This window comes from Duganella guangzhouensis (genome assembly GCF_009674535.1).
Classification (GTDB): Bacteria; Pseudomonadota; Gammaproteobacteria; order Burkholderiales; family Burkholderiaceae_D; genus Rugamonas; species Rugamonas guangzhouensis.
This window is the reverse complement of the sequence record NZ_WKJK01000006.1, coordinates 125,787-145,438: the sequence shown is the minus strand read 5'-3', so window position 1 is coordinate 145,438 and position 19,652 is coordinate 125,787. Positions and strand designations below refer to the sequence as shown.

Annotated in this window: 16 protein-coding genes and 4 tRNA genes; 15 read left to right on the top strand and 5 right to left on the bottom strand. The window is 61.2% G+C overall.

Annotated features, from left to right (window positions below):
- Positions 1-58: 58 nt before the first annotated feature.
- Genes GJ699_RS13245 through GJ699_RS13230 form a run of 4 tightly spaced genes read right to left on the bottom strand, consistent with a single transcriptional unit; the run spans position 59 to position 2,465 of the window.
- Entirely contained in the window at positions 59-298 is a 240-nt protein-coding gene (locus GJ699_RS13245; RefSeq protein WP_154376888.1) for a CopG family ribbon-helix-helix protein, read from the bottom strand.
- Between the two features lie 26 nt (positions 299-324).
- Positions 325-1,242: a tRNA 2-thiocytidine(32) synthetase TtcA gene (gene ttcA, locus GJ699_RS13240; protein ID WP_154376886.1), complete on the bottom strand. Its 918-nt coding sequence runs from the start codon at positions 1,240-1,242 to the stop codon at positions 325-327.
- Positions 1,239-1,637 (bottom strand): dihydroneopterin aldolase, encoded by a 399-nt coding sequence (locus GJ699_RS13235; protein WP_154376884.1) that lies wholly within the window; start codon positions 1,635-1,637, stop codon positions 1,239-1,241. Before GJ699_RS13235 ends, ttcA begins: the two co-directional genes overlap by 4 nt.
- A gap of 24 nt (positions 1,638-1,661) precedes the next feature.
- Positions 1,662-2,465: an SDR family oxidoreductase gene (locus GJ699_RS13230; protein WP_154376882.1), complete on the bottom strand. Its 804-nt coding sequence runs from the start codon at positions 2,463-2,465 to the stop codon at positions 1,662-1,664.
- Positions 2,466-2,489: 24 nt separating this feature from the next.
- Between GJ699_RS13230 and GJ699_RS13225 the strand changes: the two genes are divergently transcribed.
- From GJ699_RS13225 to GJ699_RS13215, 3 genes are all read left to right on the top strand, one after another.
- The gene (locus tag GJ699_RS13225) at positions 2,490-3,641 is read left to right on the top strand and encodes a class I SAM-dependent methyltransferase (protein WP_154376880.1); all 1,152 of its coding nucleotides are present in this window, start codon (positions 2,490-2,492) and stop codon (positions 3,639-3,641) included.
- Between the two features lie 106 nt (positions 3,642-3,747).
- On the top strand, positions 3,748-4,785 hold the full coding sequence (locus GJ699_RS13220; protein WP_154376877.1) for a J domain-containing protein: 1,038 nt from the start codon (positions 3,748-3,750) through the stop codon (positions 4,783-4,785).
- Positions 4,786-4,861: 76 nt separating this feature from the next.
- A complete protein-coding gene (locus tag GJ699_RS13215) occupies positions 4,862-6,445 on the top strand; it encodes a DUF3369 domain-containing protein (protein ID WP_154376875.1) in 1,584 nt (527 codons plus the stop codon).
- Between the two features lie 10 nt (positions 6,446-6,455).
- On the opposite strand, the gene GJ699_RS13210 is transcribed toward GJ699_RS13215, so the two are convergent.
- On the bottom strand, positions 6,456-9,722 hold the full coding sequence (locus GJ699_RS13210; RefSeq protein ID WP_154376873.1) for an EAL domain-containing protein: 3,267 nt from the start codon (positions 9,720-9,722) through the stop codon (positions 6,456-6,458).
- Positions 9,723-9,919: 197 nt separating this feature from the next.
- On the opposite strand from GJ699_RS13210, the gene GJ699_RS13205 reads away from it, so the two are divergent.
- From GJ699_RS13205 to rpoB, 12 genes are all read left to right on the top strand, one after another.
- Positions 9,920-10,004, top strand: a tRNA-Tyr gene (locus GJ699_RS13205).
- 60 nt (positions 10,005-10,064) lie between these two features.
- A tRNA-Gly gene (locus tag GJ699_RS13200) sits at positions 10,065-10,138 on the top strand.
- Positions 10,139-10,183: 45 nt separating this feature from the next.
- A tRNA-Thr gene (locus GJ699_RS13195) sits at positions 10,184-10,258 on the top strand.
- A gap of 85 nt (positions 10,259-10,343) precedes the next feature.
- Complete coding sequence (gene tuf / locus GJ699_RS13190) at positions 10,344-11,534, top strand: elongation factor Tu (RefSeq protein ID WP_154376748.1); 1,191 nt, start codon at positions 10,344-10,346, stop codon at positions 11,532-11,534.
- 63 nt (positions 11,535-11,597) lie between these two features.
- Positions 11,598-11,673: transfer RNA gene (locus GJ699_RS13185), tRNA-Trp, on the top strand.
- 36 nt (positions 11,674-11,709) lie between these two features.
- Entirely contained in the window at positions 11,710-12,093 is a 384-nt protein-coding gene (gene secE / locus GJ699_RS13180) for a preprotein translocase subunit SecE (protein ID WP_154376871.1), read from the top strand.
- Positions 12,093-12,707: a transcription termination/antitermination protein NusG gene (gene nusG / locus GJ699_RS13175; RefSeq protein ID WP_154376869.1), complete on the top strand. Its 615-nt coding sequence runs from the start codon at positions 12,093-12,095 to the stop codon at positions 12,705-12,707. Before secE ends, nusG begins: the two co-directional genes overlap by 1 nt.
- Before the next feature lie 122 nt (positions 12,708-12,829).
- Complete coding sequence (rplK, locus tag GJ699_RS13170; protein ID WP_072789258.1) at positions 12,830-13,261, top strand: 50S ribosomal protein L11; 432 nt, start codon at positions 12,830-12,832, stop codon at positions 13,259-13,261.
- Between the two features lie 2 nt (positions 13,262-13,263).
- The gene (rplA, locus tag GJ699_RS13165; protein ID WP_154376867.1) at positions 13,264-13,959 is read left to right on the top strand and encodes a 50S ribosomal protein L1; all 696 of its coding nucleotides are present in this window, start codon (positions 13,264-13,266) and stop codon (positions 13,957-13,959) included.
- A gap of 253 nt (positions 13,960-14,212) precedes the next feature.
- Complete coding sequence (gene rplJ, locus GJ699_RS13160; protein WP_371867554.1) at positions 14,213-14,749, top strand: 50S ribosomal protein L10; 537 nt, start codon at positions 14,213-14,215, stop codon at positions 14,747-14,749.
- Positions 14,750-14,824: 75 nt separating this feature from the next.
- Positions 14,825-15,199: a 50S ribosomal protein L7/L12 gene (rplL, locus tag GJ699_RS13155; RefSeq protein ID WP_154376865.1), complete on the top strand. Its 375-nt coding sequence runs from the start codon at positions 14,825-14,827 to the stop codon at positions 15,197-15,199.
- A 259-nt stretch (positions 15,200-15,458) separates the two neighbouring features.
- Entirely contained in the window at positions 15,459-19,568 is a 4,110-nt protein-coding gene (gene rpoB, locus GJ699_RS13150; protein ID WP_154376863.1) for a DNA-directed RNA polymerase subunit beta, read from the top strand.
- Positions 19,569-19,652 lie beyond the last annotated feature (84 nt).

The following is a 19,652-nucleotide window of genomic DNA, read 5'->3' as shown; positions in this document are numbered from 1 at the left end:
ACCGTCCCAAAAAACGAACAAGTCGGAGACTGCGCGCTTGGTCCATTTAATTGGGAGCTCAGGCGCCATAGCGCGCGAACAGGGCCTGAACTTCGTCTTCGGATGCGAATTCGCCGCGATCAGCTGCTGCGATCGCTTCCTGCAGATCGGTCAGTTGGGCGCTGCGCCAACTTACGTAGTGTTCCAGTGCATCTTGTGCGATTTCGGGAAGCGCCTGGCCGGATAAGGCAGCGATCTCGTCGACTGCCTGTTTGAGTTCTGGCGTTACCTGAACTTCGATACATAAGCTGTTAGCCATGGCGCGCTCCCGTCAGTTGGTTTGCTTCACTCTTCCCGCTGTAATGGAATGATACCCGGTACCGTGGCCGGGGTGGAGCAGGGTTCTTCGTCGAAGGCGATGTCGCCTTGCGGGTTGGCGATGCCGTCGGCTTTGATGTCTTTGAAGCCGAACAGGTCGCGGTCCATCAGGTGCGATGGCACCACCGTCGACAGCGACGAGAAGATGTTTTCCACGCGGCCGGGGAATTTCTTTTCCCAGTCGCGCATCATCATCTTGATCTGCTTGCGCTGCAGGTTTTCCTGCGAGCCGCACAGGTCGCATGGGATGATCGGGAACTGCTTCACTTCCGCGTAGCGCTCGGTATCTTCTTCTTTCACGTAGGCCAGCGGACGGATCACCATGTGCTTGCCGTCGTCCGACACCAGCTTGGCCGGCATGCCTTTGATTTTCCCGCCGAAGAACATATTCAGGAAGAAGGTTTCGAGGATGTCGTCGCGGTGGTGGCCCAAGGCGATCTTGTTGCAGCCCAGTTCATCGGCCACGCGGTACAGGATGCCGCGGCGCAGGCGCGAGCACAGCGAGCAGGTGGTCTTGCCTTCCGGGATCAGGCGCTTGACGATGCTGTAGGTGTCCTGGTTCTCGATGTGGAACGGGATGCCCAGCTTTTCCAGATACGCCGGCAGGATGTCGGCCGGGAAGTTGGGCTGTTTCTGGTCCAGATTGACGGCCACGATCTCGAAGTTGATCGGCGCGCGTTCGCGCAGCGTCATCAGGATGTCCAGCAGCGCGTAGGAGTCCTTGCCGCCGGACAGGCAGACCATCACCTTGTCGCCGTCTTCAATCATGTTGAAGTCGCCGATGGCCTGGCCGACCAGGCGGCACAGGCGCTTGTGCAGTTTATTGTTTTCGTGCGCGATTTTCTCGGCGGACTTGACGCTCACTGGTTCGATAACGGCGTTCATGCTGCTTCCTTGATTTTGAATACTTCCACGCCCACACCTTCGCAGTCCGGATACACGTCCGGCTTCATGGTCGACACGCGCGCCGCGCGCACGCTCGGATGCGCCAGCATTTCGCGCACGATGTCGTCGCACAGCGTTTCCTGCAGCTGGACGTGGCCGCGCGCCATGCGCTGGGCGATGGTGTTGCGCATGAAGTCGTAGTCCACCACTTCCTCCAGCTGATCGTGCTGCGGCGACGAGACCGACAGCGGGATGTAGAGGTCGACGTTGATCAGCAAACGCTGTTCGCCCTTTTTCTCGAACTCGTAGACGCCGATGTTGATCATCACTTCGTAATTGCGCAGGAACAGGCGGCGGCAGTCGTTCAGTTGCGGGTGTATCAGGGCGGACAGCATGGGAATACCTTTTAATGATTGAATTTATTTAGCCAAAAACATGACGTCGCGCGGCAGCGGCAGCAGGTGCTGGCCGCCGTCGACCAGCAGCGTGGTGCCGGTCAGCGCGCGCGCCGAGGCGGCATACACCACGGCGTCGCTGATGTCTTCGGGCGTGCTGGAACGGCCCAGCGGCGTTTGTTGGTGCGCGTTGGCGAAACCGGCTTCGCTCTGGTCGCCGGACACCATGGTCAGCCCCGGCGCCACGCCGACCACCCGCAGCTTCGGCGCCAGCTGCTGCGCCAGCATGGTGGTGGCGGTGTGCAGCGCGGCCTTGGACAGCGTGTACGACAGAAAATCCGGGTTGAGATTGTACAGCTTCTGGTCCAGCAGATTGATGACGGCGGCCTGCTGGCCGTCCGGCGTGGCCGCGTGCAGCGCCTGCGCCAGCAGGATGGGCGCGGCGACGTTGGCGTGCATGTGGGCGTCGAGGCGCGCGCTGCTGAAGTCCTCGGCGCTGTCATAGTCGAACAGCGAGGCGTTGTTGACCACGCAGTGCAGCGCGCCCAGCGCCTGCACCGCGCGCGGCAGCAGTGCGCGCACCGCCGCCTCGTCCGACAGGTCGGCTTGCAGGGCGACCGCGCGGCGGCCCAGCGCGATGATCTCGGCGGCCACGGCGGCCGCTTCGGCGGCGGAAGCGCGGTAGTGCACCGCCACGTCCCAACCGGCGCGCGCCAGCCCGAGAGCGATGGCGCGGCCGATGCGGCGGCCGGCGCCGGTCACCAACGCGACGCGGGGGGCGGGCGCCGGGGCGCCGGAGGATGCTGAGTTGTCCTGTGCTGTCATCATGTTTGAACTGGATATAATGCCGGGATGTCCTTACCCGTACCTTCTAGCGACGCGCTGGCCGCGTCCCACGCCCTGCAGCACCTGATTGCCGCCGATATCGAAAGCAACGCAGGCGCCATTTCCTTCGCCCGTTACATGGAGCTGGCGCTGTATGCGCCCGGTCTGGGCTACTACAGCGGCGGCTCCGCCAAGCTGGGAAAAGATGGCGATTTTACAACCGCCCCCGAGCTGTCGCCGCTGTTCGGCGCTGCGCTGGCGCAGGTTGCAGCCGCTATTATCGCCCAAAGCGCGCCGAACCTCCTTGAATTCGGCGCCGGCACCGGCAAGCTGGCGTTCGACATCCTGACCGAGCTGAGCGCCGCCGGGGTGAAGGTCGAGCGTTATTACATCGTCGAACTGTCGGGCGAGCTGCGTGGCCGCCAGCAGGAAAAGCTGCGCGACTTCCCGCAGGTGCAATGGCTGGACGCCTTGCCCGAGTCCTTCGACGGCGTGGTGTTCGGTAACGAGGTGCTGGACGCGATGCCGGTCCACCTGGTGACCAAGCACCCGGACGGCTGGCAGGAATTGCAGGTAACGCTGCGCGACGGCCGTTTCGATTACCTCGAAGCGCCGGCCGGCGCCGAACTGCAGGCGCAGATCGAACGCCAGATTCCAGAGCACGAGTATCTGCCGGTCGGCTATGTCACCGAGCTGCATGGCGTGGCCTGCGGCTTCATGGCGACGCTGGCGCGCATGCTGGCCGCCGGCCGCGCCAATGCCGCCTTCCTGTTCGACTACGGCTTCCCGGCGCGCGAATACTATTTCGACCAGCGCGTCACCGGCACCCTGATGTGCCATTACCGCCATCACGCTCACCCGGACCCGTTCTACTATCCGGGCCTGCAGGACATCACCGCCCACGTCGATTTCACGGCGATGGCGCTGGCGGCGCAAGATGCCGGGGCCGAGGTGCTGGGCTATCTGAACCAGTCCGGCTTCCTGCTGGGCGCCGGCATCGGCGAGCTGCTGCTGCGTACCGATCCCGAGGACGCCAAGGTCTATCTGCCGCAGGCCAAGGCGATGCAGAAGCTGGTGTCGCCGGCCGAAATGGGCGAATTGTTCAAGGTGCTGGCGGTGGGCAAAGCGGTCGAGCTGCCGGCGGCCATCGTGGCGCAGGACCGCACGCACCGGCTGTAGACAGAAAGGCACAGTGAGCAGAAATGCAAGCCAATTCCTTGCCTGATCTTCGGGTTGCATGCGCTAAGATGGGCTATCATGACTGATTCTGCATCGATTACGTGCCATGGCCAAGACTCACACCCACTATGACAACCTGAAAGTGTCGCGGATGGCGCCACAGGAGGTCATACGTGCCGCCTACAAGGCCTTGAGCCAGAAATACCACCCGGACAAAAACCCGGGGGATGAGAAGGCGGCGCGCATCATGGCCATCCTCAACAGCGCCTACGAGACCTTGTCCGACCCGCAGCGCCGCAAGGAGCACGACGAATGGATCGCCTCCGAGGAATGGGAAATCGAATGGCTGGAAAGCACCCGCCACGAGGACGGCCATCATCGCCCCGACAAGGGCAAGCATGACAGCGGCTGGCATCCGGAGCATGTGCACGAGTCGCCGCTGCGGCGTGGCCGGCGCCGCGACTGGCGGGTCTGGGCCGGGCTGGCGGCCTGTCTGGCGCTGGGCTGGGTAGGCGGCATGACCATGGTGGCCGAGCCGCAGATGATGAGCAATTTATTGAGCAGCGCCTGGGGCGGCAAGGGCGGCATCAACGCCAACGCGGCCACCGCCGACTCGGCACCGGCGCACAGCGAGCTGCGTGATCTGCGCGCCGAGGCCAAGGCCGAGCAGCGCGATGCCTGGGCCTCGGTGCGCTTGTCGGAATCGCATAATTACAAGGCGTCGCCGATCCGGGTGGCGGCCATGTCGCAGGTGGTGCTGCCCGGCGCGGGCGCCGAGTGCGACACCGAAAACCAAACCCAGACCCTGGTGGCGCCCAACGGCGAGCCATGGCCGACCAAGTCCGGCTATATGGAGGGCTTCCCGGTCGGCAATCGCGGCGACGAGATGCAGCTGACGCTGGATAACTCCGGCAACGGCTCGGCGGTGTTCATCAAGGTCTACGACATGGACCGCCGCTCCAATGTGCGCTACGCCTATGTGCAGGCACACGACAAGCTGCTGGTCGATAAACTAGCCAACGGCAAGTATGAAATCCGCTACCAGAACCTGGATGTCAGCGCCAACCCGGGCGCCTGCGGCGCGACCAGCAGCCGCACCGCTGTCGCCGGCGCGGAAGCAGGGGCGTCACCGGTCAACAACTAGGGCATCGCCCCTGTCCGATAAGAGTTGTCACAGGGTGGGAATCTGATTATCCTAGGGTCACAATAGGAGAGCACGCATGACAGATTCCAACGCCGCAGACGACAACTGGCTGATCGACGAAGACGAAGAAGAGCTTCCCGCCAGCGGTCTCGGCGCTCCAGACCAGCGCTTGTGGCGGGTGCTGATCGTCGATGACGATGTCGATGTCCATGCCGTCACCCGGCTGGCGCTGCGCAACGTCAGTTTCAAGGGCCGCGAGCTGGAACTGTTCTCCGCCTACAGCGGGCGCGAAGCCTACGACATTCTGCGCGACACGCCGGACATCGCGCTGGTGCTGCTGGACGTGGTGATGGAAACCGACGACGCCGGACTGATACTGGCGCGCCGCATCCGCGAAGAGCTGCACAACTCCATCGTGCGGGTGGTGCTGCGCACCGGCCAGCCGGGCCAGGCGCCCGAGCAGCGCGTCATCATCGAATACGACATCAACGACTACAAGGCCAAGACCGAGCTGACCACGCAAAAGCTGTTCACCACGGTGATCTCGGCGCTGCGCGCCTACGAGAGCCTGAACATGCTGGAGCGCAGCCGCATCGGCCTCGGCAAGATCCTGGCCGGCGCCACCAATCTGTACCAGATCCATTCGCTGCGCGAGTTCGCGTCCGGGGTGCTGAACCAGGTCAGCGCCATCCTGGACGTCGGCTCGGACGGCGTGCTGTGCCTGATGCAGGGCGACACCGGCGTCACCACCGTGGTGGCGGCCACCGGCGGCTACGCCGAGCTGAACGACGCCGAGCTGATGCCGGCCACGCATCCGCTGTGGCCCACCATCTCGAAGGCGTTCGCGGAAAAGAAATCGCAGTTCGAACATCCGGCCAATGTGCTGTTCATCCACACCCAGGAAAACCGCGAGGTGGCGATCTCGGTGACGCCGCCGTGGCCGCTGGCGCAGATCCAGCGCGACCTGCTGGAAGTGTTCTGCCAGCGCATCGCGGCGGCGTTCGACAATCTGTACATGTTCGGCCAGCTGCGCAAGGCGCAGGAAGCCACGGTGGTGGCGCTGGCCGACCTGGCCGAGTTCCGCGACAGCGGCACCGGCGGCCATGTGCGGCGGGTGCAACTGCTGTCGTCAACCTTGGCGCAGCGGCTGCACGAGCGCGGGTCGTATCCGGACGAGGTGACGCCGCAGCTGCTGGAAATGATCGGCCTGGCCTCGATCCTGCACGACGTCGGCAAGGTGGCGACGCCGGATCACATTCTGCTCAAGCCGGGCATCCACACGCCGGAGGAGCGCGCCGAGATGCAGCAGCATGCGGCGGTGGGGCGGACCATTCTGGAGCGCGCGGCGAATATGGTGGATGGCGTCAGCTATCTGACCTATGGCGCGCAGATCGCCGGCGGCCATCACGAGCACTGGGACGGCAATGGTTATCCGAACCAGCTGAAGGGGCGTGAAATTCCGATCGCGGCGCGGATTGTGGCGGTGATCGATGTCTTCGATTCGCTGCTGCACGAGCGTCCGTACAAGGAGCCGTGGCCGCACACCGAGGCGGTCAACTACATCCGCGACCGCGCCGGCAAGCAGTTCGACCCCGAGGTGGTGGCGGCGCTGCTGGAGATGATCGAACGCGACCCTTCCATCGGCCGCACGCCCGGCTAAGCGGGCGGCGTCAAACGGCGGCCACCGGCGCGGTGGCTGCCTTCACCATCGCTTCAAACTGCGCCACCGGCATCGGCCGCGCGAACAGATAGCCCTGCGCTTCATCGCACTGCTTGGCACGCAGGAAGTCCCGCTGCGCCTGGGTTTCCACCCCTTCCGCAATCACTTCCAGTCCCAATGAATGGGCCAGCGCGATGGTGGCGGCGACGATCACCGCGTCATTCGGATCGCTCTCGATATCCTTCACAAAACCACGGTCGATCTTGATGCGGTCGATCTCGAACAGCTTCAGATAACTGAGCGACGAATAGCCGGTGCCGAAATCGTCGATCGCCACCTTGATGCCGCGCGAGCGCAGTTCGTTCAACAGCGTGCGGCTGCGTTCCGGATCCTGCATCGCCGCCGATTCGGTGATCTCCAGTTCCAGCAGCGCCGGATCGATGCCATGGCTGTGCAGCTGCCGGTCCAGATGCGGCAGCAGTCCTGGGCCGTGGCACTGGCGCGCCGACAGATTGACCGCCAGCCGCAGGTGCGCCAGCCCCGGCGCGCGCCACGAATCCAGCAAACTGATCGCGCGCTGCAGCACCCAGTCGCCGAGCGGGATGATCAGGCCTGATTCCTCGGCGATCGGAATGAAGCGGTCCGGCCCGACCATGCCCAGCTCGGGATGGTGCCAGCGCAGCAGCGCCTCGGCGCCGATGATGCGCTGGGTCGCGAGCTCGATCTGCGGCTGCAGATACAGTTCGAATTCTTCCTGTTCCAGTGCCTGCCACAAGCGGTTTTCCAGCATCAGGCGCTCGTGGGTGGCGGTGTTCATCTCGGCCGAGAAGAACTGGAAGTTGCCGCGGCCCAGGCTCTTGGCGGCGTACATGGCGGTGTCGGCGTGGCGCATCAGCGTGCCGGCGTCCTCGCCATCGTCGGGGAACATGGCGACGCCGACCGAGGCGCCGCTGTGCACGGTTTTGCCGTTCAGGTGATACGGCGCGGTCAGCGCGTCGACGATGCGCACCGCGATGTTGGAGGCGTCGTCCGGCGAGATGGCGCCGTCGGTGACGACAATGAATTCGTCGCCGCCGAGGCGGGCGATGGTGTCGACTTCGCGCAGCAGTTCCTGCAGCCGCTGCGACACCGCCACCAGCAGCAGGTCGCCGGTGGCGTGGCCGTGGGTGTCGTTGATTTTCTTGAAGTGATCGAGGTCGATGAACAGCACCGCCGCCATGCCGCCGTTGCGCCGGGTCTGCGCCAGCAACTGCTCCAGCCGCAGGTTCAGCGACAGCCGATTGGCCAGCCCGGTCAGGGTGTCGTGGTGGGCCAGGCGGTGGATGCGTTCCTGCGCCAGGTGCTGTTCGGTCAGGTCGTGCAGGATGGCGACGAACAGGTGCTCGTCCGGCAGTTCGACTTCCGACACCGACATCGCCAGCGGGAATTCGTTGCCGTCGCTGCGCCAGCCGGGCAGCTCGTATTCGTGGGTGACGCCGCAGGCGATCATGCGCAGCAGGCCGGCCGCGTCGAGACCGGCGGCCTCGCCGACGCCGACCGGGATCAAGCGCTCCAGCGGCAGCGCGCTCATCTTCTCCGGCGCGTAGCCGAACAGGCGGCCGGCGGCGGCGTTGGCCGACATCAGCACGCCATTGCTGTCGATGGTGAGGATGGCGTCGGCCGCCTTGTTGAGGATCGCCTGCAACCGTGCCTCGCGCTGACGCAGGCGCGAGGTCGATTCCTTGACCTCGCCCTGGATGCGGGCGCGCTCGCCGGAGATCAGCATCATCAACGTGCCCAGCAGGCCAGTCAGCAGCAGGCCGCAGGTCAGCACGGTCCAGCTTTGCCAGCCGCGCTGCTGTTGCAGATATTCCGCCGTCGGCGCCAGCGTCAGCTCGTAGATGCGGCCACCGAAATGCAGCTGGCGCTGGAAGTCGCCGGCGGCCGCCGGCCGTTGCAGCGTGTCGCGCACCACGCGGCTCGGGCTGTCGTCGTCGGTGTCTTCAAAGCGCACCAGGAAGTAGGGGAACTCGGAGCGCTTCAGCGCCTGCCGCAGATACGCCTCGAACTGCATCGCGATCAGCAGCGAACCCACGGCCTGGCGGTGGTTGTTGTTGGGATGTACGGTCTGCAGCAACAGCAGGCCGCCGCCCGGTTCGGCGCGGGCAAAGCGCAGCGGCGCGGTGGCGGTCGGCTGGCCGGACTGGATGGCGCGTTCCAGCGCGGCACGGCGGCGCTCTTCGGACAGCATGTCCATGCCGACGTAATCGCGGCCCGCCTCGGGTTCCACAAAGGTGATGGCGAAGTAGCGCTCGCGCTGGGCCGCGGTCTTCAATTCGCCCGACGGCTCGACCCGCTCGCGGATGCTGAACTTGGGATCGACCTGCTGCCGTGCCCAGGCTTCAAACGCCGGGCGCTCGCTGCCGGCCACCGGCATCAGCCAGGCCATCGACAGCAGCTCGGGGCGCTGGTCCAGATAGCCGTGCGCCAGGTTGCCGAAGTCCTCGGCGTTGATGGCGCGGCGCGGATCGTTGAGCGCCTTGGCCATGGCGTAGATGAAGCGTTCGTGCTCGCTGAACTGGGCTTGCAGCATGTCGCCGGTCTGCTGCGCCTTGAGGCGGAAGGTCTGCAACTGCTGGTTGCTTTCCCAGCGGTCGGCCTGCAGGTAGATGGCGATGAAGGCGGCGGCCGACAGCAGCAGCGGCAAGCCGACCAGGGTGCGCCGGCGCGCCCACAGCGCGCGCGGCCGACCGATCACGATCCAGGTCAGCGGCGCCGCCAGCAGGATGCCGATGGTGTCGCCCATCCACCATGCGATCCAGTCGGTGGCCAGGGTGTCGCGCTGCAGGATGCCCAGCATCAGCATGCCGGACAGTGAGACGGTGCTGGACACCACCGTGACGCAGGCCGCCAGCACGATGAAGCGCACCACGTCGCGGCCGGAGCCGATGGCGCTGTCGATGTAGCGGCGGAACAGCGTGCTGCCGACCCAGGCCTGCAGCGCCGCGCCGACCGCCGGCGCCAGCGCGCCAAGGAAGCTGGTGACGCTGATGCCTTGCGGGCTCAGCCATGGATAGACCAGATTGACCGACAGCGAGCCCAGCGCTACCGCCGGCAGCAGCCGGGCGCCGCCGACGGCGCAGGCGGCCAGCGCCAGGCCGGCCGGCAGGAAGATCGGGGAGGCGTAGCTCGGCGGCAGCGCCAGCAGTAGCCCAAGGCGGCCGGTGCCGAAATACACGACCCATAGGGCCAGATTGGCGAACAGCGTCAGATACCAGCGACCGCTACGATTATTCAAATCCGGGGCTCCAAGTGGCTTGTGGGATCAGATGATTCTATAGGAAAACATGCAACATAAAAACAACACTTGCACTTTCGCAGTCGGTGCGTATAAAATCTCGCCCCGAAGCAGACGAACTGTTAGCTAAGCATCGACAAGATGATAAAAACAGTTGACGGTTCGAGAATTTTGCTTCATACTCTGCGGTTCCTCGCGGAGGGGTGGCCGAGTGGTTAAAGGCGACGGACTGTAAATCCGTTCTCTCAGAGTACACTGGTTCGAATCCAGTCCCCTCCACCAAGTTTTTGCAAAAAGACTGAGTGGCGCAGTAGATGAAGAGTTGAATTGAACCAATACCTCGCGGGTGTAGCTCAATGGTAGAGCTGAAGCCTTCCAAGCTTATGACGAGGGTTCGATTCCCTTCACCCGCTCCAGTGTTGTTGCAAGCCGATGCGCAGGCATCACAGCAGTACCAATAAGCCCTTGTAGCTCAGTGGTAGAGCACTCCCTTGGTAAGGGAGAGGCCACGTGTTCAATCCACGTCAAGGGCACCAGAATTCGCAGTACGCAGTACGGCAGCACTATCAAGACAGTCGGGCAGGGTTCCTGCCAATCACACCAAATCGTTAGGAGTCTAAAATGGCAAAAGAGAAATTCGAGCGGACCAAGCCGCACGTCAACGTCGGCACCATTGGTCACGTTGACCACGGCAAGACCACCCTGACCGCTGCAATCGCAACCGTTCTGTCGAAAAAATTCGGCGGCGAAGCTAAAGCTTACGACCAGATCGATGCTGCTCCTGAAGAAAAAGCACGCGGCATTACCATCAACACCGCGCACGTCGAGTACGAAACCGCCGGTCGTCACTACGCTCACGTTGACTGCCCAGGCCACGCCGACTACATCAAAAACATGATCACCGGTGCCGCCCAGATGGACGGCGCGATCCTGGTTTGCTCCGCAGCTGACGGCCCAATGCCACAGACCCGCGAGCACATCCTGCTGGCCCGCCAAGTTGGCGTTCCATACATCATCGTGTTCCTGAACAAATGCGATCTGGTGGATGACGAAGAGCTGCTGGAGCTGGTTGAAATGGAAGTGCGCGAGCTGTTGTCGAAATACGAGTTCCCAGGCGACGACCTGCCAATCGTAAAAGGTTCGGCACGTAAAGCACTGGACGGCGACACCGGTCCTCTGGGCGAGCAAGCCATCATGGCCCTGGCCGATGCACTGGACAGCTACATCCCTACGCCAGAGCGCGCAGTGGACGGCGCCTTCCTGATGCCAGTGGAAGACGTGTTCTCGATCTCGGGTCGCGGCACCGTGGTAACCGGTCGTATCGAACGCGGCGTGATCAAAGTCGGCGAAGAGATCGAAATCGTCGGCATCATCGACACCGTGAAAACCACCTGCACCGGCGTGGAAATGTTCCGCAAACTGCTGGACCAAGGTCAAGCAGGCGACAACGTTGGTCTGCTGCTGCGCGGCACCAAGCGTGAAGACGTGCAACGTGGTCAGGTTCTGGCGAAGCCAGCATCGATCAAGCCGCACAACCACTTCACCGGCGAGATCTATGTTCTGTCGAAAGATGAAGGCGGCCGTCACACCCCGTTCTTCAACAACTATCGTCCACAGTTCTATTTCCGTACCACCGACGTGACCGGTTCGATCGAACTGCCAGCGGACAAAGAAATGGTTATGCCTGGCGACAACGTGTCGATCACTGTGAAGCTGATCAACCCGATCGCGATGGAAGAAGGTCTGCGTTTCGCTATCCGTGAGGGTGGCCGTACCGTGGGCGCAGGCGTGGTCGCTAAGATCATCGCTTAATAAGGTTCAAGATTGCCACCCGGGTGTCCGGGTGGTATAATCCGATCCTTTCTGGTTTTATGTAGGGGCGTAGCTCAATTGGCAGAGCGTCGGTCTCCAAAACCGAAGGTTGGGGGTTCGATGCCCTCCGCCCCTGCCACCGAATCTGGTGCAGGGCACCGAAAGTAAAATATAAATGTCTAATCAATCCGTGCAGACCGTCAGCACGTCGAATGACAAGATTAAGGTTGTACTGGCGATCATCGTTGCGGTAGTGGGCGTGATCGGGTTTTATTACCTGTCAGACAAACCAGCTCTGGTACGCGCAGGCGCACTTGTGGCTGGTTTGGCTTTTGCCGTTTTGATCTTGTGGACTTCGTCGACTGGCCGTGAATTCCTGAATTTCGCTAAAGAAGCCGTACGCGAGACTAAAAAGGTCGTGTGGCCTACCCGTCGCGAGGCCTCCCAAATCACGGGCATCGTGTTTGCCTTTGTGCTGGTGATGGCGGTTTTCCTGTGGGGCACGGATAAGACCTTGGAATTCCTGTTATACGACGTCATTCTGGGCATACGAAAATAATGAGCGAAAATGTGCAAGATGACGCGGCGGACGCAGTTCCGCCGCAAGACGCTGGCGCAGCGCCAATCAGCGTACCAGTGAGCAACAAGCGCTGGTACGTTGTGCATGCGTATTCCGGCATGGAAAAAAGCGTGCAGCGCGCGCTGACCGAGCGCGTCGAGCGCGCCGGCATGCAAGACCAGTTTGGCCAAATCCTGGTGCCGACCGAAGAAGTGGTGGAAGTCCGCAACGGTCAAAAATCGGTCACCGAACGTCGTTTCTTCCCCGGCTATGTGCTGGTGGAAATGGAAATGACCGACGAAACCTGGCACTTGGTGAAAAACACCTCGAAAGTCACCGGCTTCATCGGCGGCAAATCGAACAAGCCGACCCCGATTCCAGCGCGCGAGATCGACAAGATCATGCAGCAGATGCAGGAAGGCGTCGAGAAGCCACGGCCGAAAGTGCTGTACGAGGTGGGCGAGCAAGTCCGCATCAAGGACGGCCCGTTCACCGACTTCAACGGCAATGTCGAGGAAGTCAACTACGAGAAATCGAAAGTGCGCGTCTCGGTCACCATTTTTGGCCGCGCCACACCAGTCGAACTCGAATTCGGCCAGGTCGAAAAAGTATAAGCAACCGTTCGCCAGAACGGGCGACGGTGTCAAAACCCTAGTGAATTCTGGCAAAAGAGGAGCCCCGCCCTGCAGTTGCGCATGGTGGGGCGCTACTACTCATATCCAAGATAGGAGCCATCATGGCAAAGAAAATCATTGGTTTTATCAAGCTGCAAGTGCCAGCTGGTAAAGCAAACCCATCCCCACCGATCGGCCCAGCGCTGGGTCAGCGCGGTCTGAACATCATGGAATTCTGCAAAGCGTTCAACGCGCAGACCCAAGGTATGGAACCAGGCATGCCGATCCCAGTGGTGATCACCGCTTTCGCGGACAAGTCGTTCACCTTCGTGATGAAGACCCCACCAGCGACCTTCCTGATCAAGAAGCATTCGGGCGTGCAAAAAGGTTCGGCCAAGCCACATACCGACAAGGTAGGCAAGCTGACCCGCGCTCAAGCTGAAGAAATCGCTAAACTGAAAACCCCTGACCTGACCGCTGCTGACCTGGATGCTGCTGTACGCACCATCGCTGGCTCGGCTCGTTCGATGGGCATCACCGTGGAAGGTCTGTAATCATGGCAAAACTGTCCAAACGCGCACAAGCCATCAAGGCCAAAGTTGACACCACCAAGAACTACTCGTTCGATAGCGCTGTCGCGCTGATCAAAGAACTGGCTACCGCCAAGTTCAATGAATCGATCGACGTGTCGGTTCAGCTGGGCGTGGATCCTAAGAAATCGGACCAGGTGGTTCGTGGTTCGGTGGTTCTGCCAGCCGGCACCGGCAAGACCGTTCGCGTCGCCGTGTTCGCCTCGGGCGACAAGGCTGAAGCCGCTAAAGCAGCTGGCGCCGACGTGGTCGGTATGGAAGACCTGGCCGAGCGCGTCAAAGCCGGCGACATGCCTTTCGATATCGTCATCGCTTCGCCAGACACCATGCGTATCGTTGGTACCCTGGGTCAGATCCTGGGCCCACGTGGCCTGATGCCTAACCCGAAAGTCGGCACCGTAACCCCTGACGTCGCTACCGCCGTGAAAAACGCGAAAGCCGGTCAAGTTCAGTACCGTACCGACAAAGCCGGTATCATCCACGCCACCATCGGCCGTAAATCGTTCGCTGACGCGGATCTGAAGTCGAACCTGAACGCACTGATCGACGCCCTGAACAAAGCTAAACCAGCTTCGTCCAAAGGCGTGTACCTGCGTAAAGTGTCGCTGTCGTCGACCATGGGCGCTGGCGTCCGTGTTGACCAGACCACGCTGGCCGCTTAAGTTTTAAAGTATCAAGTCGCCGTGCCGCAAGGCATGGCGCAGTTCTTTGGGATGGTTGCCGCGCGAGCGGCAGCCGCAATCAAAGACCGTTGGGCTGGATGCATCAGGCAGGCATCCGGTTAATTGAATGTCTCACCCAACGCAGATGGTGTTCCCGATCAAGTTTTGCAGTCCATTGGACTCCTAACCTCGGACGCCGTTGTTCGAACCGATGGCCGGCAATTTCGCTGGCTATCATTTAAGGAGATTGACCGTGGGTCTCAATCTGAATGACAAAAAGGCCGTCGTCGCCGAAGTTTCCGCAAAAGTAGCAACTGCGCAAACTATCGTCGTGGCCGAGTATCGTGGCATCCAGGTTGCTCACTTGACGCAACTCCGTGCCAAAGCGCGCGCTCAAGGCGTGTACCTGCGAGTGTTGAAAAACACCCTCGCTCGTCGCTCCGTTGAAGGCACGCAGTTCGCCCCGCTGGCAGACAGCATGACCGGTCCGCTGATCTATTCGATCTCGGACGACGCCGTTGCAGCAGCTAAAGTCATCAACGACTTCGCTAAAACCAACGACAAACTGGTCATCACCGCCGGTAACTTCGCAGGCAAACAGCTGGATAAAGCTGGTGTTGCCGCGTTGGCGAGCATTCCTAGCCGTGAAGTTCTGCTCTCGCAGTTGTTGGGCGTTATGCTGGCTCCGGTGTCGGGCTTTGCACGTGGTCTGGCGGCTCTGGCCGCCAAAAAATCCGAAGGCGCTCCTGCCGCTGCCGAAGTGGCCGCAGAAGAAGCGCCAGCCGCCTAAGTTGCTTAGGTTGCCGGGTTTTTCATCAAGTAGCATTCTGCTGTATTAACGAATCAAAAATTATTGGAGTTTCAAATGGCAATTAGCAAAGAAGACATCCTGAACGCAGTTTCCGAACTGTCCGTGCTGGAACTGAACGAACTGGTCAAACTGTTCGAAGAAAAATTCGGCGTATCGGCTGCCGCAATGGCTGCTCCAGCCGCTGGTGGCGCAGGTCCTGCAGCCGCTGCTGAAGAGCAAACCGAGTTCAACCTGGTTCTGACCGAAGTCGGCGCGAACAAAGTTGGCGTGATTAAAGCAGTTCGCGAAATCACCGGTCTGGGCCTGAAAGAAGCCAAAGACGTGGTTGATGGCGCACCAAAAACCGTAAAAGAAGCCCTGTCGAAAGCTGACGCTGAAGCCGCTAAGAAAAAGCTGGAAGAAGCTGGCGCCAAGGCTGACCTGAAGTAATTCGTTGTACCGGCCGCTAACAGCTTATAGTTAGCGCCACGAGCCAAAGCTGCGGAAGTTTCCCCTTGCATGAGGGGAAACTTTCGGCTTTGGCTCCTTTGTCGTCTGTGTCGTATTTGTAGCGTTGTATTGACGTTGCAGTCCCAATTGAATCAGCTGGAAATGGTAGAAGTTTCAGGTTTCGTCTGTGTGACAGACAGCCTACGCCACACAGGCTAAACCTGAAATTTTTTCCCTTTCTGTCACTCACGGAGTGTCCATGCACTACTCATTTACTGAGAAGAAACGCATTCGCAAATCATTCGCGAAGCGCGCCAACGTTCACAACGTTCCGTTCCTGCTGGCTACCCAGCTCGAGTCCTACCATAGTTTCTTGCAGGAAGACGTCGCCCCGTCGACCCGTAAGAATGACGGCCTGCAGTCGGCCTTCACTTCGATTTTCCCCATCGTTTCGCACAATGGCTTCGCACGTCTGGAGTTCTTGTCGTACGTGCTGGGCGACCCTGTCTTTGACGTCAAGGAATGCCAGCTGCGCGGCCTGACCTTCGCGTCGCCGCTGCGCGCCAAGGTGCGCCTGGTGATCCTGGACAAGGAATCGCCGACCAAGCCGGTCATCAAGGAAATGAAGGAACAGGAAGTCTACATGGGCGAACTGCCCCTGATGACCTCCACCGGTTCGTTCGTCATCAATGGTACCGAGCGCGTTATCGTTTCGCAGCTGCACCGCTCCCCGGGCGTGTTCTTCGAGCACGACCGTGGCAAGACCCACTCGTCCGGCAAACTGCTGTTCTCGGCCCGCATCATTCCTTACCGCGGCTCGTGGCTGGACTTCGAGTTCGACCCGAAAGACATTCTGTACTTCCGCGTCGACCGTCGCCGCAAGATGCCAGTCAGCATCCTGCTGAAAGCGATCGGCATGTCGCCGGAACAAATCCTGGCCAACTTCTTCGTGTTCGACAACTTCCACCTGCGCTCCGAAGGCGCGGAAATGGAATTCGTCGCCGAACGCCTGCGCGGTGAAGTCGCGCGCTTCGACATCGTCGATCCGAAGACTGGCAAGACCATCGTCATGAAAGACAAGCGTATCAATGCCAAGCATGTACGCGACATCGATGGCGCCGGCCTGAAACACATTTCGGTACCGGAAGACTACCTGCTGGGCCGCGTGCTGGCCAAGAACATCGTCGACGCCGACACCGGCGAGGTGATCGCCAACGCCAACGATGAGCTGACCGATGAAGTGCTGAACCGTCTGCGCGACGCCAACGTCAACGACATCCAGACCCTGTACACCAACGATCTGGACCAGGGCGCCTACATCTCGCAGACGCTGCGCATCGACGACACCGCCGACCAGACCGCCGCCCGCATCGCGATCTACCGCATGATGCGTCCTGGCGAACCGCCAACCGAAGAGTCGGTGGAAGCGCTGTTCAACGGCCTGTTCTACAGCCCGGACCGCTACGACCTGTCGGCCGTCGGCCGCATGAAGTTCAACCGCCGCATTGGCCGCGATGAACTGACCGGCGCCATGACGCTGTCGAACGAAGACGTGCTGGCCGTGATCAAGATCCTGGTCGAGCTGCGCAATGGCCGCGGCGAAGTCGACGATATCGATCACCTGGGTAACCGTCGCGTGCGTTGCGTCGGCGAACTGGCCGAGAACCAGTTCCGCGCCGGCCTGGTGCGCGTTGAGCGCGCCGTCAAAGAGCGTCTGGGTCAAGCCGAAGCCGACAACCTGATGCCGCACGACCTGATCAACTCGAAGCCGATCTCGGCCGCTATCCGCGAGTTCTTCGGTTCGTCGCAGCTGTCGCAGTTCATGGACCAGACCAACCCGCTGTCGGAAATCACCCACAAGCGCCGTGTGTCCGCACTGGGCCCTGGCGGTCTGACCCGCGAACGCGCCGGCTTTGAAGTGCGCGACGTGCACCCGACCCACTACGGCCGCGTGTGCCCGATCGAGACTCCTGAGGGTCCGAACATTGGTCTGATCAACTCGCTGGCACTGTACGCCCGCCTGAACGAATACGGCTTCCTGGAAACCCCATACCGCAAGGTGGTGGACTCCAAGGTAACCGACCAGATCGACTACCTGTCGGCGATCGAAGAAGGCCGTTACATCATCGCTCAGGCAAATGCCAAGATCGATGAAAGCGGCAAGCTGAACGACGAACTGGTGTCGTCGCGTGAAGCCGGCGAAACCATTCTGGTGTCGCCAGAGCGCGTGCAGTACATGGACGTGGCGCCAGGCCAGATCGTCTCGGTCGCAGCCTCGCTGATTCCATTCCTGGAACACGATGATGCGAACCGTGCACTGATGGGCGCCAACATGCAGCGTCAGGCTGTGCCTTGCCTGCGTCCTGAAAAGGCGCTGGTCGGTACCGGTATCGAACGTACTGTTGCAGTCGACTCCGGCACCACCGTGCAGGCAGTCCGTGGCGGTATCGTGGATTACATCGATGCAGGCCGTGTGGTGATTCGCGTCAACGACGACGAAGCGACCGCGGGCGAAGTCGGTGTGGATATCTACAACCTGATCAAGTACACCCGTTCCAACCAGAACACCAACATTAACCAGCGTCCTATTGTTGAGCGCGGTGACCGCGTGGCCAAAGGCGACGTGATCGCTGACGGCGCATCGACCGACCTGGGCGAGCTGGCACTGGGCCAGAACATGACCGTGGCCTTCATGCCATGGAATGGTCTGAACTTCGAGGATTCGATCCTGATCTCGGAAAACGTCGTCAAAGACGACCGTTACACCTCGATCCACATCGAAGAGCTGAGCGTTGTTGCTCGTGACACCAAGCTGGGCGCGGAAGAAATCACCCGCGACATCTCGAACCTGGCTGAGAACCAGCTGGCGCGTCTGGATGAATCCGGCATCGTGTACATCGGCGCCGAAGTGCAGGCCGGTGACACCCTGGTCGGTAAAGTGACGCCAAAAGGCGAAACCCAGCTGACCCCGGAAGAGAAGCTGCTGCGCGCGATCTTCGGCGAGAAAGCCTCGGACGTGAAAGACACCTCGCTGCGCGTGCCTTCGGGCATGGTCGGCACCGTGATCGACGTCCAAGTGTTCACCCGCGAAGGCATCGTGCGTGACAAGCGCGCGCAACAGATCATCGACGATGAACTGAAGCGTTTCCGTCTGGACCTGAACGACCAGATGCGTATCGTCGAGGGCGACGCCTTCCAGCGTCTGGAAAAAATGCTGATTGGCCAAGTGGTCAACGGCGGTCCGAAGAAGCTGGCCAAGGGCGCTAAGATCACCAAGGAATACCTGGACGATCTGGACAAATACCACTGGTTCGACATCCGCCCGGCGGAAGACGCATCGGCCACCGCGCTGGAAGCGATCAAGGAATCGATCAACGAGAAGCGCCACCAGTTCGATCTGGCCTTCGAAGAGAAGCGCAAGAAACTGACCCAGGGCGACGAGCTGCAACCTGGCGTGCAGAAAATGGTCAAGGTTTACCTGGCCGTGAAACGCCGCCTGCAGTCGGGCGACAAGATGGCGGGTCGCCACGGTAACAAGGGTGTGGTGTCGCGTATCGTGCCGGTGGAAGACATGCCGCACATGGCGGACGGTACGCCGGCCGACGTGGTGCTGAACCCGCTGGGTGTTCCGTCCCGTATGAACGTGGGTCAGATTCTGGAAACCCACTTGGGCTGGGCTGCCAAGGGTCTGGGTATCCGCATCAGCGAAATGCTGGCGCAGCAGATCAAAGTGGAAGAGATGCGCAAGTATCTGACCACGGTCTACAACGAAACCGGCCGTCCGGAAGATCTGGACAACTTCGATGATGAAGAGATCATGAAGCTGGCGCGCAACCTGAAAAAAGGTGTGCCGTTCGCAACGCCGGTGTTTGACGGTGCGCACGAAGAGGAAATCCGCCGCATGCTGGACCTGGCTTACCCTGACGACATCGCCCGCAACCTGGGCATGACCGCGTCGAAGAACCAGGTCACCATGTACGACGGCCGCACCGGCGAAGCGTTCGAGCGCAAGGTTACCGTCGGCGTGATGCACATGCTGAAACTGCACCACTTGGTCGACGACAAGATGCACGCCCGTTCGACCGGTCCTTACTCGCTGGTGACGCAACAGCCGCTGGGTGGTAAAGCCCAGTTCGGTGGTCAGCGCTTCGGTGAGATGGAGGTGTGGGCACTGGAAGCGTACGGCGCCTCGTACGTGCTGCAAGAAATGCTGACCGTGAAGTCCGATGACGTGAATGGCCGTACCAAAGTGTACGAAAACCTCGTCAAGGGCGACCACGTGATCGACGCCGGCATGCCGGAATCGTTCAACGTGCTGGTGAAAGAGATCCGTTCCCTGGGTATCGATATCGACCTGGAACGCAACTAAAGCTTCGAGCTTAAGTTCACACGCACGGGCCCCGCTGGCGTCGCTGGCGGGGCAGTTTAAGAATTCATCACTACCTGGAGTGAT

What these genes read in the sequence shown, in the direction of transcription:
- GJ699_RS13245 (WP_154376888.1), bottom strand. Translation starts at nt 298, where the DNA reads ATGGCTAACAGCTTATGTATCGAAGTTCAGGTAACGCCAGAACTCAAA.
- ttcA (WP_154376886.1), bottom strand. Translation starts at nt 1,242, where the DNA reads ATGAACGCCGTTATCGAACCAGTGAGCGTCAAGTCCGCCGAGAAAATC.
- GJ699_RS13235 (WP_154376884.1), bottom strand. Translation starts at nt 1,637, where the DNA reads ATGCTGTCCGCCCTGATACACCCGCAACTGAACGACTGCCGCCGCCTG.
- GJ699_RS13230 (WP_154376882.1), bottom strand. Translation starts at nt 2,465, where the DNA reads ATGATGACAGCACAGGACAACTCAGCATCCTCCGGCGCCCCGGCGCCC.
- GJ699_RS13225 (WP_154376880.1), top strand. Translation starts at nt 2,490, where the DNA reads ATGTCCTTACCCGTACCTTCTAGCGACGCGCTGGCCGCGTCCCACGCC.
- GJ699_RS13220 (WP_154376877.1), top strand. Translation starts at nt 3,748, where the DNA reads ATGGCCAAGACTCACACCCACTATGACAACCTGAAAGTGTCGCGGATG.
- GJ699_RS13215 (WP_154376875.1), top strand. Translation starts at nt 4,862, where the DNA reads ATGACAGATTCCAACGCCGCAGACGACAACTGGCTGATCGACGAAGAC.
- tuf (WP_154376748.1), top strand. Translation starts at nt 10,344, where the DNA reads ATGGCAAAAGAGAAATTCGAGCGGACCAAGCCGCACGTCAACGTCGGC.
- secE (WP_154376871.1), top strand. Translation starts at nt 11,710, where the DNA reads ATGTCTAATCAATCCGTGCAGACCGTCAGCACGTCGAATGACAAGATT.
- nusG (WP_154376869.1), top strand. Translation starts at nt 12,093, where the DNA reads ATGAGCGAAAATGTGCAAGATGACGCGGCGGACGCAGTTCCGCCGCAA.
- rplK (WP_072789258.1), top strand. Translation starts at nt 12,830, where the DNA reads ATGGCAAAGAAAATCATTGGTTTTATCAAGCTGCAAGTGCCAGCTGGT.
- rplA (WP_154376867.1), top strand. Translation starts at nt 13,264, where the DNA reads ATGGCAAAACTGTCCAAACGCGCACAAGCCATCAAGGCCAAAGTTGAC.
- rplL (WP_154376865.1), top strand. Translation starts at nt 14,825, where the DNA reads ATGGCAATTAGCAAAGAAGACATCCTGAACGCAGTTTCCGAACTGTCC.
- rpoB (WP_154376863.1), top strand. Translation starts at nt 15,459, where the DNA reads ATGCACTACTCATTTACTGAGAAGAAACGCATTCGCAAATCATTCGCG.